The 13092-nt window shown below is 70.4% G+C and carries 10 protein-coding genes; 4 read left to right on the forward strand and 6 right to left on the reverse strand.

Going from position 1 to position 13092, the window contains the following annotated elements:
* Positions 1–14 precede the first annotated feature (14 nt).
* Genes HJD23_RS08820 through HJD23_RS08830 form a run of 3 tightly spaced genes read right to left on the reverse strand, consistent with a single transcriptional unit; the run spans position 15 to position 3105 of the window.
* Entirely contained in the window at positions 15–845 is an 831-nt protein-coding gene (locus HJD23_RS08820) for a carbohydrate ABC transporter permease (RefSeq protein ID WP_171116097.1), read from the reverse strand.
* Positions 842–1789: a sugar ABC transporter permease gene (locus tag HJD23_RS08825; protein ID WP_171116099.1), complete on the reverse strand. Its 948-nt coding sequence runs from the start codon at positions 1787–1789 to the stop codon at positions 842–844. The genes HJD23_RS08820 and HJD23_RS08825 overlap by 4 nt, the downstream gene beginning before the upstream one ends.
* Positions 1789–3105, reverse strand: coding sequence for an ABC transporter substrate-binding protein (locus tag HJD23_RS08830; RefSeq protein WP_171116101.1), 1317 nt, complete (start codon positions 3103–3105; stop codon positions 1789–1791). The genes HJD23_RS08825 and HJD23_RS08830 overlap by 1 nt, the downstream gene beginning before the upstream one ends.
* Before the next feature lie 158 nt (positions 3106–3263).
* Here HJD23_RS08830 and HJD23_RS08835 point away from each other — a divergent pair, with 158 nt between their 5' ends.
* From HJD23_RS08835 to HJD23_RS08850, 4 genes are all read left to right on the forward strand, one after another.
* Positions 3264–5642, forward strand: a complete 2379-nt coding sequence (locus tag HJD23_RS08835; RefSeq protein WP_171116103.1) for a glycoside hydrolase family 2 protein — start codon at positions 3264–3266, stop codon at positions 5640–5642.
* Complete coding sequence (locus HJD23_RS08840) at positions 5639–6667, forward strand: LacI family DNA-binding transcriptional regulator (RefSeq protein WP_171116105.1); 1029 nt, start codon at positions 5639–5641, stop codon at positions 6665–6667. Before HJD23_RS08835 ends, HJD23_RS08840 begins: the two co-directional genes overlap by 4 nt.
* 123 nt (positions 6668–6790) lie before the next feature.
* Positions 6791–8011: an acetyl-CoA C-acyltransferase gene (locus tag HJD23_RS08845; protein ID WP_171116106.1), complete on the forward strand. Its 1221-nt coding sequence runs from the start codon at positions 6791–6793 to the stop codon at positions 8009–8011.
* Positions 8008–10146: a 3-hydroxyacyl-CoA dehydrogenase NAD-binding domain-containing protein gene (locus tag HJD23_RS08850; RefSeq protein ID WP_171116108.1), complete on the forward strand. Its 2139-nt coding sequence runs from the start codon at positions 8008–8010 to the stop codon at positions 10144–10146. The genes HJD23_RS08845 and HJD23_RS08850 overlap by 4 nt, the downstream gene beginning before the upstream one ends.
* A 49-nt stretch (positions 10147–10195) precedes the next feature.
* Here the strand turns inward: HJD23_RS08850 and HJD23_RS08855 are convergent, their stop codons facing one another.
* The 3 genes from HJD23_RS08855 to HJD23_RS08865 form a co-directional block, all read right to left on the reverse strand.
* Positions 10196–10345, reverse strand: coding sequence for a hypothetical protein (locus HJD23_RS08855; RefSeq protein WP_171116111.1), 150 nt, complete (start codon positions 10343–10345; stop codon positions 10196–10198).
* Between the two features lie 11 nt (positions 10346–10356).
* Positions 10357–11046 carry a hyaluronoglucosaminidase gene (locus tag HJD23_RS08860; RefSeq protein WP_171116113.1) on the reverse strand — a complete coding sequence of 230 codons (690 nt, stop codon included), beginning with the start codon at positions 11044–11046 and terminating at the stop codon, positions 10357–10359.
* An 87-nt stretch (positions 11047–11133) separates the two neighbouring features.
* On the reverse strand, positions 11134–13089 hold the full coding sequence (locus HJD23_RS08865; protein ID WP_171116115.1) for a PIG-L family deacetylase: 1956 nt from the start codon (positions 13087–13089) through the stop codon (positions 11134–11136).
* Positions 13090–13092 lie beyond the last annotated feature (3 nt).

Genomic DNA, 13092 nt, shown 5'->3' on the forward strand with positions numbered 1-13092 from the left:
CCCCTAAAGGCGTCTCACCTGGTCGCTCCTCGCATGAAGCCGTTGTAGATGTAGCGCTGCAGCAGCAGGAACACGATCAGCGTCGGGACGATCACCAGCACCGCGCCCGCCGAGACCACCTCCCAGTGCGCTCCGAACGGGCCGTGGAAGCGGAACAGGGACGTCGATATCACGCCAAGGTCCTGTGACGGCATGTAGAGGAAGGGGATGTAGAAGTCGTTGTAGACGGTGATCCCCTTTACGATCACCACCGTGGCGATCGCCGGTTTCAGCAACGGAAAGATGATCCTGCGGTAGATGGTGAAGGCGTTGGCGCCGTCCAGGCGGGCCGATTCGTCCAGGGAGATCGGGATGGACCGGACGAACTGCAGGAAGATGTAGATCGACACGATGTCCGTGCCCATGTAGAGCACGATCGGCGCCCACCGGGTGTCGAACATCCCGAAGCCGGTGACGATCTGGAAGGTCGCCACCTGGGTGGTCACCCCGGGGACCAGCGCGGCGATCAGGAACAACGCCACGACCAGTTTCTTCAGCCGGAACTGGAAGCGGTCGATCGCGTACGCCGTCATCGAGCCGATCAGGACCGTCCCGCCGATGGCGAACAGCAGGATGAAGGCCGTGTTGCCGAACGCCGAGAGCATCCGGCCGTCCTGGAACGCCGTCACGTAGTTGCCGAGGTTGAACAGGTTCTCGGGGAGGGTCAGGGCGCCGCTGCCGTTCGCCAGCTCCTCCTCGGACTTGAGCGACGTCAGGAAGACCACGGCCAGCGGCAGCAGGACGACCACGGTCGCCCCGAGCAGCGACAGGTACACCAGCGTGCGGGCCACCGCTCGGCGCGTCATACGAGGTCCACCCTCTCGTCGGGAACGAGCCGCCGCTGCACCCAGGTCACCGCCAGGATGATCAGCAGCAGCACGACGGCCGCCGCCGAGGCGAGTCCCGTCTTGTTGAACTGGAAGGCCAGCTTCACGGTCTGGATCACGAAGGTCTCGGTGCCGGTCGCGCCGCCGGTCATGATGTACGGGATCTCGAAGGCCGACAGCGAGCCGGAGATCGACAGGATCACGGTCAGGGTCAGGACCGGTTTGATGCCGGGGGCGATGATGTGGCGGAACTGCTGCCAGCGGTTCGCGCCGTCCAGTTCGGCCGCCTCGTACAGCTCGGACGGGATGGACTGGATCGCGCCCAGGAACAGGACGAAGTTCAGGCCCAGGTAGCGCCAGACCGACACGCCCGCCAGAGAGGTGTTCGCCGATGTCGGTGTGCCGAGCCAGGCGTGGTCCGTGTGCACGCCGAACAGGCCGAGGACGGAGTCGAGGGTGCCGCCGTCCTGGAAGAAGTAGAGGAAGACGAAGCCGATCGCGACCCCGTTGATCAGGTACGGGAAGAACAGCACGCCCTTGAAGAAGTTCCGGAACCGGACGTTGAAGCTCAGGATCGTCGCGAAGTACAGCGCGGCGGCGATCTGCACGACGGAGGCGGCGAGATAGTAGCCGGAGACGAAGAAGACCTGGAAGAGGTCCTCGCGGGTGAAGATCTCGACGTAGTTGCCGACACCCGTGTAGTGCAGTTCCGGGCTCACGCCGTCCCAGTCGGTGAAGCTGTAGGCGACCATGTTGACGATCGGCGCGTAGGTGAAGACCAGGAGCAGCGCCAGCGGGGCGAGCAGGAACAGCCAGGGGGTCGGGCCCCGCCACCGGCGTGCGCCGCGCGGGGCCTTGGCCGGTACGGGGGCCGGGGGCGCGACCGGCGAGGGCCGCGCCGCCTGGTGCGTCGTGTCCGTCATCACGACCCCGCGTTCGCCTGCGCCGTCGTCCACTTCTCGCCGAGGTCGTCCAGGAAACCGTCCAGGCTGCCCTGCCGGGCGCCGCGCGCGAGGTCGACCAGGTCCTGGCGGTAGTCGGGGGCGTAGATGCCGACCTCCGACCGGGCGTCGATCTCCTTGACCTGCGCGCCCGCCGCGTCGTCCAGCTCGATGAGTTCGACGCCCGCGTCCTCGTACGGCTTCAGCACCTCGGGCAGCGGGGCGTCCTGGAGCGGGGAGAGGGCCAGGTTGTCCTCGACGTAGCCGGACTTGTCGGTGAACCAGTCGATCCAGGCGCGGGCCGCCTCCTTGTGCTCGGAGTGGATGTTGACGGCCTGGTTGTAGTCGGGGCTGAGGGCCGCGCAGAACCGGCCGTCCGCCTGGGCCGGGAACGGCATGAAACCGATGTCGCCGGGGTTCACCCCGGCCTGCCGGGCGGCGTCCTGGAACTGGATGATCGCCCAGGTGCCGAGCCACTGCGTGGCGATCTCGCCCTTGGCCAACCGGGGTTTGGACTCCTCCCAGTTGGTGGTCGTCGGGTCCTTCTCGGCGAGGCCCCGGCGCACGATCTCGTACAGCAGCGTGTCCCCGACGCGCAGGTCGGCGCCGTCGGCCCACGGGTCGCCCTCGGCGAGCTTGGTGGTCGCCTGGGTGTCGCAGTGGACCGAGCCGTTGACGTACGTCCAGGAGGTGAGCGGCCATCCGGCGGCGAAGTTGGTGTAGTACGGGACGGCGTCGGTCTTGTCCTTGATCGCCTTCAGGCCGGCCAGGAACTCGTCGGGAGTCGTGGGCCACTCGGTGACCCCGGCCTCCCGCCAGACGCGCTTGTTGTAGACGAAGCCGGGCATCACGCCGATCGGGCTCTGCCCGTAGACCTTGCCGTCGACGGCCGTGAAGTCGGTGAAACGGTACTTCTTGCTGCGTTCGGCCACGGTGCCGAGCGAGGCGAAGAACTTCGGGTAGTCGGCCTTCTTGATCACCGCGGGGATCATCAGGACGTCGCCGTAGTTCTCCGTGTTCATCCGGATCTTGACCTCGGCCTCGTAGTTGGTGAGGGCCTGGAACTCGACCTTCACCCCGGGATAGGTCTTGTTGAACTCGGCGGCGTATTTCTCCATCGTGCCGTTCTGCACGAGGTCGGTGCGCTGGGTGAGGACCGTGATGGTCCCGCTCACCTTCGACGGGTCGTCGGGCGCCTTCGCCTCCGCGCCCTGGGACGTACCCCCTGTTCCGGTGCAGGCGGAGAGCAGCAGGGCGGCCGTCGCCGCGGCTGTGGCGAGGACTGTACGGCGGTTCATGTGCATCAGCTCCGTTCTCGAAAAGCCGGACCGGACGAGCACTGCGGGTTGGCTGATTCGGCACTCTGACAGCGCTTTCTCAACCGGTAAAGTCCCAATCTCGCCAAGGCTGGTGGCATTGCGGGGGAGCTGGAGTAGACCGGTTTAGGAGAGAGCGCATGCTGGAGGCCACACCGCTCACCGACGGATGGATCCTGCGACACTCCGATGGCACGGCGGACGCCCTCCCCGCCGAGGTCCCCGGCTGTGTGCACACCGATCTGCTGGCCGCGGGGCTGATCCCGGATCCGTTCCTCGGGCGGAACGAGGCCGAGGTGGCGTGGGTCGGGCGGCGGGAGTGGACCTACGAGCGGCAGCTGGACGCCGGCTCCGCGCAGGAGCAGACCGACCTCGTCTTCGAGGGGCTGGACACGGCCGCCGAGATCCTGCTCGACGGCCAACTCCTCGGCCGGGTACGGAACATGCACCGCTCGTACCGCTTCGACGTGACCGGCCTCCAGGGGCGTCTCACCGTCCGCTTCGCCTCCGCCTACAGCGCGGCCGAGGCCGTGCGCGGGCGGCTGGGTGAGCGGCCGGGCGCCTACGCCGAGCCCTACCAGTACGTCCGCAAGATGGCCTGCTCCTTCGGCTGGGACTGGGGGCCCACCCTGGTGACGGCCGGGATCTGGCGGCCGGTGCGGCTGGAGCACTGGTCGACGGCCCGGATCGCCCGCGTGCGCCCGCTGGTGACGGTCGAGGAGGGCACAGGGCGCATCGAATTGAACGTCGACGTGGAGCGGACGCGGGTCGAGGCCGAGCTGGTCGTCGAGGCCCGGGTGGGTGCGGCGCGGGCGCGGGCGGAGGTCGACGGTGCGCAGGGTGTCGTACGGCTGGAAGTGGCGGATCCCGAGCTGTGGTGGCCGCGTGGGTACGGTGAACAGGCCCTGTACGACGTCGAGTTGACGCTGCTGCACGGGGACGAGGCGCTTGACGTGTGGCGGCGGCGGATCGGGTTCCGCAGCGTGGAGCTGGACTCGTCGGCGGACGCGTACGGAACCGGTTTCACGCTGGTCGTCAACGGCGAGCGGCTCTTCGCGCGCGGGGCCAACTGGATTCCGGACGACGTGTTTCCCTCGCGGATCACGCGGGAGCGGTACCGGAAACGGTTGGGGCAGGCCGCCGAGGCCGGGGTGGATCTGGTGCGGGTGTGGGGCGGGGGGATCTACGAGAGCGAGGATTTCTACACCGCCTGCGACGAACTCGGGCTGCTGGTGTGGCAGGACTTTCCGTTCGCGTGCGCGGCCTACCCGGAGGAGCAGCCGCTGCGGGGCGAGGTGGAGGCCGAGGCCCGGGAGAACGTCGTACGGCTGATGCCTCATCCGTCGCTGGTGCTGTGGAACGGCAACAACGAGAACCTGTGGGGCTTTCGGGACTGGGACTGGGAGCGGCGGCTCGCCGGGGAGTCGTGGGGTGAGGGGTACTACCTGGGGCTGCTGCCGCGGGTGGTGGCCGAGCTGGATCCGACGCGTCCGTACGCGGCGGGGAGTCCGTGGTCCGGGTCCTGGCGGCATCACCCGAACGATCCGGCGCACGGGACGCATCACTCCTGGGACGTGTGGAACCGGTCCGACTATGCCGACTACCGGCTCCATGTGCCGCGGTTCGTCGCGGAGTTCGGCTGGCAGGCGCCGCCCGCCTATGCCACGCTGCGGCGGGCGCTGCCGGGTGAGGAACTCGCCGCCGGCTCCCCCGGGATGCTGCACCACCAGAAGGCGGAGGACGGCAACGGCAAGCTGCGCCGGGGGCTGGAGCGGCATTTCGCCGTTTCCGAGGGGGACTTCGACCGGTGGCACTACCTCACGCAGGTCAACCAGGCGCGGGCCGTCGCCGCCGGGATCGAGCACTGGCGGTCGCACTGGCCGCTGTGTGCGGGGACGGTGGTGTGGCAGCTGAACGACTGCTGGCCGGTGACGTCCTGGGCGGCGATCGACGGCGACGGACGGGAGAAACCGCTGTACCACGAGCTGCGGCGGCTGTACGCGGACCGGTTGCTGACCGTGCAGGAGCGGGGCGGCGGGCTGGTGGTGGCGGTGGTGAACCAGGCGGCGCGGGGGTGGGCCGGTGAGGTGACGCTGCGCCGGATGTCGGTCGACGGCGAGGTACTCGGCGGGGCGAGCGTGGGATTCACGGCCGGGGCGCGGGAGGTGGCCCTGGTGCGGGTGCCGCGCGAGCTGGAGCCGGCCGGGGCGAAGGAATTTCTGGTGGCGGACGCGCAAGGGCTGCGGGCGCTGCGGTTTCCGGCGCCGGACCGGGAGATCCCGTACCCCCGGCCGGAGTTCGACGTCGGCCTCGTGCCGGATGGGATCGCGGTGACGGCCCACACCCTCGTACGGGATCTGCTGCTGCAGGCCGACCGGCTGGACCCCGACGCGCGGGCCGATCGGGGGCTCGTGACGCTGCTGCCCGGGGAGCGGGTGACCATCGGGGTCAGCGGCTGGCGGGCTCCGGACGCGGCCGCCGCCCGGGCCGCCCTGTACTGCGTGGAGCCCGCGCGATGACCGCATCCCGCGTCACCATCAAGGACGTCGCCGCGCGCGCCGGGGTGTCCAAGGGGGCGGTGTCGCTGGCCTTCAACCACAAACCGGGGCTGTCGGAGGCGACCCGGGAGCGGATCTTCCGGGCGGCGCGGGAGCTGGGGTGGGCGCCGAACCTGACCGCGCGGTCGCTGGCGGGGGCGCGGGTGGACGTGGTGGGGCTGGCGATCTGCCGGCCGGCGCGGATGCTGGGGCTCGAACCGTTCTACATGGAGTTCGTCTCGGGTGTGGAGAGCGTGCTGACCGAGCACTCCTGTTCGCTGCTGCTGCGGCTGGTGCGGAACCTTCAGCAGGAGGCCGGGCTGCTGGAGTCGTGGTGGAAGGCGCGGCAGATCGGCGGGTCGATCCTGGTGGACTTCCAGGCCGACGATCCCCGGGTGGCAGTGGCCGAGCGGCTGGGGCTGCCGGTGGTGGCCGTGGGGCATCCGTCGCTGACCGGGGGCCTGACCGCCGTGTGGACCGACGACGCCACCGCCGTCACCGAGGCGGTGCGCTATCTGGCCGCGCTCGGGCACCGGCGGATCGCCCGGGTCGGCGGCGCGGCCGCCCTCGGGCACACGGCGATCCGCACGGCCGCGTTCGACGAGGCGGCGCGGGCGCTGGCGCTGGCCGGGGCGTGGCAGGTGGCGACCGACTTCTCCGGCGAGGCCGGGGCACGGGCGACCCGCTCCCTGCTCACCGCGGCACCGCCGGACCGGCCGACGGCCATCGTCTACGACAACGACATCATGGCGGTGGCCGGGCTTTCGGTGGCCGCCGAGATGGGTCTGAGGGTGCCGGGCGATGTCTCGCTGCTCGCCTGGGACGACTCCCAGCTGTGCCGGCTGACACATCCGACGCTGTCCGCGATGAGCCACGACGTGCACGGATTCGGGGCGGACGTCGCACGGACCCTGTTCGGTGTGATCACCGGCGAGGGGCCCGGCTCGCATCCCGTGCAGACTCCGGTGCTGACGCCGCGCGGCTCGACGGCACCGCCGAAGGTGTGACCTTCGCCGCTCGACCCGGGGGGACTGGGCAGCCACGTTACCCACAAGTAGCATGGGTCCTGAGCGCGCGCTCAGCCAAGCGCATCGCAGCAGTGCCATCCCGCACCCTGGAGGAGAGCCATCGTGCCTCGTACCGTCAGGGACGTCGTCTTCGTCGACGGCGTCCGCACCCCGTTCGGCAAGGCGGGCCCGAAGGGCATCTACCACGAGACCCGTGCCGACGACCTTGTCGTGAAGGCGATCCGGGAGCTGCTGCGCCGCAACCCCGGTCTCGACCCCAAGAAGATCGACGAGGTCGCCATCGCCGCGACCACGCAGATCGGTGACCAGGGCCTGACCATCGGCCGTACGGCGGGCATCCTCGCGGGCCTGCCGCAGTCGGTGCCCGGCTACTCCATCGACCGCATGTGCGCCGGCGCGCTGACCGCCGTGACCACCACGGCCGGTTCCATCGCCTTCGGCGCCTACGACGCCGTCATCGCCGGTGGTGTCGAGCACATGGGCCGCCACCCGATGGGCGAGGGCGTCGACCCCAACCCGCGTTTCGTCAGCGAGAAGCTGGTCGACGAGTCCGCCCTGTTCATGGGCATGACCGCGGAGAACCTGCACGACCGCTACCCGCACATCACCAAGCTGCGCGCCGACGAATACGCCGTGCGCTCGCAGGAGAAGGCCGCCAAGGCGTACGCCAACGGCAAGATCCAGGCCGACCTGGTGCCGATCTCGGTACGCCGCACCAACGCGGAGGCGGGCGAGACCGGCTGGGGCCTGGTCACCGCCGACGAGCCGATGCGCCCGGGTACGACGCTGGAGAACCTGGCGGGTCTGAAGACGCCGTTCCGCGTCCACGGCCGGGTCACCGCGGGTAACGCGGCCGGTCTGAACGACGGCGCCACCGCGTCGATCATCGCGAGCGAGGACTTCGCCCGCGAGAACAACCTGCCGGTCAAGATGCGCCTGGTCTCCTACGCCTTCGCGGGCGTCGAGCCGGAGGTCATGGGCTACGGCCCGATCCCGGCCACCGAGAAGGCCCTCGCCAAGGCGGGCCTGTCCATCGAGGACATCAACCTCTTCGAGATCAACGAGGCCTTCGCCGTCCAGGTCCTGGCCTTCCTCGACCACTACGGCATCGCGGACGACGACGAGCGCGTCAACCAGTACGGCGGTGCCATCGCCTTCGGCCACCCGCTGGCCTCCTCCGGCGTCCGCCTGATGACGCAGCTGGCCCGCCAGTTCGAGGAGCAGCCGCACGTCCGCTACGGCCTGACCACCATGTGCGTCGGCTTCGGCATGGGCGCGACGGTCATCTGGGAGAACCCGCACTTCGACGGAGGCAACAAGTGAGCACCACCGCTGAGCTCTTGAAGGGCGCGGCCGAGCTGTTCCCGGACGAGGTCGTCACGCAGGCGCACGTACGCCACTTCGACCTGCCGTTCGGCGCCGGGCGGTTCGCCCTGATCACGCTCGACAACGGCCTGGACCACACCAAGCCGACCACCTTCGGCCCGCAGTCGCTGGCGAACCTGAACGCCGCCATCGACCAGGTCGAGAAGGAGGCCGCGGACGGCGACATCGTCGGCGTCGGCATCACCGGCAAGCCGTTCATCTTCGCCGTCGGCGCCGACCTCAAGGGCGTCGAGCTGCTGAAGGAATGGGACCACGCCTACGCCATCGGCAAGGGCGGCCACGACGTCTTCAAGCGCCTGGCGGCCCTCGCCGTGCCGACGTTCGCGTACTACAACGGCGCCGCGATGGGCGGCGGCGTCGAGGTCGGTCTGCACTGCACCTACCGCACGGTGTCCGCGGCCCTCCCGGCGTTCTCCCTGCCCGAGGTCTTCCTCGGCCTGGTCCCCGGCTGGGGCGGCTGCACCCTGCTGCCGAACCTGATCGGCGCCGACAAGGCCGTGACGGTGATCATCGAGAACAGCCTCAACCAGAACAAGCAGCTCAAGGGCAAGCAGGTCCACGAGCTCGGCATCGCCGACGCGATCTTCGAGGGCGCCGACTTCCTGGAGCAGTCGCTCATCTGGACGGCGTCCGTCCTCAAGGGCGAGATCGAGATCGAGCGCCCGGTGATCGACCGCGGTGACGCCTGGGACCAGGCCGTCGAGCGCGGCCGTGCCTTCGCCGACGGCAAGGTGCACGGCGCCGCCCCGGCCGCCTACCGCGCCCTCGACATCATCGCCGCCGCCAAGAACGGCGACCTCCAGCAGGGCTACGACGCCGAGGACAAGGCGCTCGCCGACCTGATCATGGGTGGCGAACTGCGCGCCGGTATCTACGCGTTCAACCTGGTGCAGAAGCGCGGCAAGCGCCCGGCGGGCGCCCCGGACAAGAACCTGGCCCGTCCGGTCACCAAGGTCGGCGTCGTCGGCGCCGGTCTGATGGCCTCTCAGCTGGCGCTGCTCTTCCTGCGCCGCCTGGAGGTGCCGGTCGTCCTCACGGACATCGACCAGGAGCGCATCGACAAGGGAGTGGGCTACGTCCACGCCGAGATCGACAAGCTGCTCGGCAAGGGCCGGATCAACCAGGACAAGGCCAACCGCCTGAAGGCACTGGTGACCGGTGTCCTGGACAAGGCCGAGGGCTTCGCGGACGCGGACTTCGTCATCGAGGCCGTGTTCGAGGAGATGGGCGTCAAGCAGCAGGTGTTCGCGGAGGTCGAGGCGGTCGCCCCGGCGCACGCGATCCTCGCGACGAACACCTCCTCCCTGTCCGTGTCGGAGATGGCGTCGAAGCTGAAGAACCCCGAGCGGGTCGTCGGCTTCCACTTCTTCAACCCGGTCGCGGTGCTGCCGCTGCTGGAGATCGTCCGCGGCGAGAAGACGGACGACGCCTCGCTGGCGACCGCCTTCGCGGTGGCCAAGAAGCTGAAGAAGACGGCGGTGCTGGTCAAGGACGCCCCGGCGTTCGTCGTGAACCGCATCCTGACCCGTTTCATGGGCGAGATCCAGAACGTCATCGACGAGGGCACGCCGGTGGACGTGGCGGAGAAGGCGGTCGAGCCGCTGGGTCTGCCGATGTCGCCGCTGGTGCTGCTGGAGCTGGTCGGCCCGGCGATCGGCCTGCACGTCTCGGAAACCCTCAACAAGGCCTTCCCGGACCGCTTCACGGTCTCCCCGAACCTCAAGGCGGTCGTCGAGGCGGGCAAGCGCGGCTTTTACGTCCACTCCGCCGACGGTACCGCCAAGCCCGAGCTGGACCCGGAGGTCGCCGCGCTGCTGAAGCAGGGCGACACCGTGCTCACCGAGGAGCAGGTGCGGGCGCGCGTCCTGGACGCGGTGGCGCAGGAGATCGGGCTGATGCTCGACGAGGGCGTCGTCGCCGAGGCCCAGGACATCGACCTGTGCCTGATCACCGGCGCCGGCTGGCCCTTCCATCTGGGCGGCATCACGCCGTACCTGGACCGCGAGGGAGTCTCCGAGCGGGTGAACGGGAAGCGGTTCCTTCAGGCTGGGGTCGCGAGCGTCCCGGCGTAACCGCTTGACGCGACAGAGGGCCTCCGCCACGGCGGAGGCCCTCTGTCTTTCATGCGTCGCTCTGTGCCGCGGCGGCTTCGAGCCTGGCGCGCAGTTCGGCGTTCTCCGCCTCCAGGGCGGCGATGCGCTTGCGGGCGAAGTACAGCTCCATGACGGCGTCGTGGAACTCGGAGACCAGTTGCTCGGGGGTCAGGTGCATCTCAACGCCCTTTACGCCGGTGCGACCTGGGTGACGGTGCCGTTGCCGCCCTTCCAGTACAGGGCGCCGTTCTGGGCGTAGAGGGAGCCGCCGCCGGCCGCGGCGGGCGCGTTGGTCGGTGCCGAGGCGACGTCCGCGAGCCGTACCGCGCCCTCGGCGAGGAGAGCGGAGGGGGCGCCGGCCGACTGGACGACGTGGAGCTGGGACTGGGGCGTGGCGCCGCGGGCGATGCCGATGCCGGTGCGGCCGCTGCCCTTGACCACGAAGTCGTCCAGGCCGGCGTTGTTGCGCAGGACCAGCAGGGCGCCCTTGGTCGGGCCGTCGGTCGCGGTCAGGTAGATGCCCTGGGCGGCGGTGCCGCTGACCTTGAGGTCGATCGACAGGGCGGAGGCGTTCGCGTCGGAGCCGTCGGCGTACCCGTTGTGGGAGATCTTCAGCGTGCCCCGGCCGGTCTCCTTGCCGCTGAGGTACATGGCGGAGGTGTCCGGGTTGGCCGAGGTCACATTAAGTGCCACCGCCTCCCCCGACGTCGCCTTCTGGTTGATGGTGACGGTGTGGGCCGTCGTCGAAGTGCTGAGGAAGTTGGCCGGCGCCGTGTAGTCCGTGTACTCGCCGATCGCGACCGCTTCCGTACCGTTGACGGCGACGGTCACCGCCCCCGCCGTGAAGCCCCCCAAGAACAGTCTGCGTGCCAGTGGCATGCGTCCTCCCCTGTGCGTATCGAATGTACGTCCGATCCCGGACGTACGCGGGTGATCATCGCTCACCGGACGCCCGCAGGCCACCCCTCATCGCCACGGCCCGAGCGGACTGCCCACCGCCGGCGACAGCTGACGGCGCACCCGCAGCCGTCCGTCCGTGCCGATGACCGCGACCGTCACGGCGCCCGCCGCGTCGTACGCCATCGCCGGGGCGTGGGTGAGCATGTCGCCGGACTCGTGCCAGTGGGTGCCGGAGACGTTCTTGTCGCGGTCGGGCAGCGAGACGACCAGGCGGCCCCGGCTGCCGCGGTGGGCCAGAAAGGCCTCGCGGGCGCCGCGTTCGGGGGCCCACAGGGCCGCGACGGGACCGGTGCCGCCGTGGCCGCCGAGGCCCGCGCCGGAGCCGGGCCAGCTGCCGTCGGGATGCTGGCGGTAGGCCATGACCTGCTGCGTGCCGGCCTCGCGGAAGTACAGGCAGGTGCGGCCATCGCCCGAGTCGACCGCGGTGACCCCGCCGGTGGCCGGGCGGCCCGTCTTCAGCGTGTCGTCGAGCAGGAACGCGCCGCCGGGCTCCGTCTGGTGCCAGCGCCACACGGAGCTCTTGCCCGGTGCGTACAGCTCCACGGTGCCGCGCTCGGTGACGAGGGCGCTGCCGGCGTCCTGCACGAAGCTGCCGCCGAGGTTCTCCCAGGGCCCCCAGGCGCCGGTGGCGTCCCGGCGGCGCAGGCTGATGCCCTGCGCGAAGTCACGGACGAAGACATGCAGTCGCCCGGCCGGGTCGACGGCCGCCGTCGGTACGCCGGCCTCACGCTGGCGGCGTCCGTCGCCGTGCGCCCAGTCCGGGTTCTCCAGGGTCTGCCAGCCGCTGAAACCGCCTCCGTCGGCGTCCTGCACGGTGTGGACGACGTCGACGGTCACTCCGCTGCCGACCACGTTCTGCCGGCGCAGGCCCACCAGCTCGGCGGGCCCGCCGGGCAGTCCGGTCACGGCCAGGGCCGGGCACAGCCAGCCCTCGCCGAGCACGAAGGGGCCCTTCCACTCGCCGCTCGCCGGGCCGGTCTCGGTCCAGAACGCCAGCCGGCCGGCCAGCACGCCGAACGCGTTGAGCCGGCCGCCGGGGCCCAGGCGCAGCCAGGTCGTCGTGGGCGAGTACCGGTAGGCGGTGCTCATCATGTGCGTGCTGCGGTACGGGTTGCCGCCCAGCTGACGGTCGCCGCAGGTCTCGCAGGTGCCGTGCGCGCACCGCTCGGGCGCGTCGAGTCCGGCGTACGTCGCGAGGTACTCGGCCTTCTCCGCCGCGGCGGCCGAGTCGAGGTTGTAGCCCCAGAAGCGGTTGGCGTAGGCGCGGTAGTGCTCGACCACCGGGTAGTTCCCGGCCTCTCGGTGCCGGGCCAGGGCGGCCAGCGTGAACTGGGTGGTGGTGGTGTGGTCGACGTGGTCGGAGCAGACGTACTCCTCCTTGCCGCCGTCGTGTTCGGGGTCGGGGTCCATCGCACGCACCGTGCTGGGGCGGACGTCGGCGAGCAGCGCGGTCAGCGCGCCGATCAGCTGCTCGCGCGTGATGTGCTGGACCTCGCCGACGGTGCCGCCGCGCACCGGCAGCGTGGCCTGGGTGCGCAGGGCGCCGTCCCACAGCTCGTGCAGCCGGGTGCGCACGCCCCGCTCGGTGGGCGCGCCCATGTGCAGCTGGAGGAAGTACAGGCGCACGTGGTCGTGACCGTCGAGTGTGCACCGTTCGGCGGCGAAGCCGGGCACGAGCTCGACGGCTTCCCGCCGCCAGGGGTGGTCGCGGTCGCCGGTCGCCATCCGGGCGTACGCGGAGCGCAGTCCGCAGCCGCGCTCGGTGCTGTAGCGGACGAAGTCCGGCCGCAGTGCCGCGCGTTGGGGGTCGTCGGTGTCGGCGTTGATCCCGTCGCCCTCCCCCGCGGTGAGCACCACCGTGGTGACCCGGTCGCCGTCCTGGAGGGAGCGCACCAGGTCCGGGTTCATGAAGTACAGGTCGTCGTCCTGGTGAGCGATGACATGCAGGACGGAACGGGTCATCGG

This window comes from Streptomyces sp. Z423-1 (assembly GCF_013009255.1).
GTDB lineage: Bacteria > Actinomycetota > Actinomycetes > Streptomycetales > Streptomycetaceae > Streptomyces > Streptomyces gossypiisoli.

Bases quoted from the DNA above. Each gene is read 5' to 3' on its own strand.
- HJD23_RS08820 (WP_171116097.1), bottom strand. From the start codon at position 845: ATGACGCGCCGAGCGGTGGCCCGCACGCTGGTGTACCTGTCGCTGCTC.
- HJD23_RS08860 (WP_171116113.1), bottom strand. From the start codon at position 11,046: ATGCCACTGGCACGCAGACTGTTCTTGGGGGGCTTCACGGCGGGGGCG.
- HJD23_RS08865 (WP_171116115.1), bottom strand. From the start codon at position 13,089: ATGACCCGTTCCGTCCTGCATGTCATCGCTCACCAGGACGACGACCTG.
- HJD23_RS08830 (WP_171116101.1), bottom strand. From the start codon at position 3,105: ATGAACCGCCGTACAGTCCTCGCCACAGCCGCGGCGACGGCCGCCCTG.
- HJD23_RS08840 (WP_171116105.1), top strand. From the start codon at position 5,639: ATGACCGCATCCCGCGTCACCATCAAGGACGTCGCCGCGCGCGCCGGG.
- HJD23_RS08855 (WP_171116111.1), bottom strand. From the start codon at position 10,345: ATGCACCTGACCCCCGAGCAACTGGTCTCCGAGTTCCACGACGCCGTC.
- HJD23_RS08835 (WP_171116103.1), top strand. From the start codon at position 3,264: ATGCTGGAGGCCACACCGCTCACCGACGGATGGATCCTGCGACACTCC.
- HJD23_RS08825 (WP_171116099.1), bottom strand. From the start codon at position 1,789: ATGACGGACACGACGCACCAGGCGGCGCGGCCCTCGCCGGTCGCGCCC.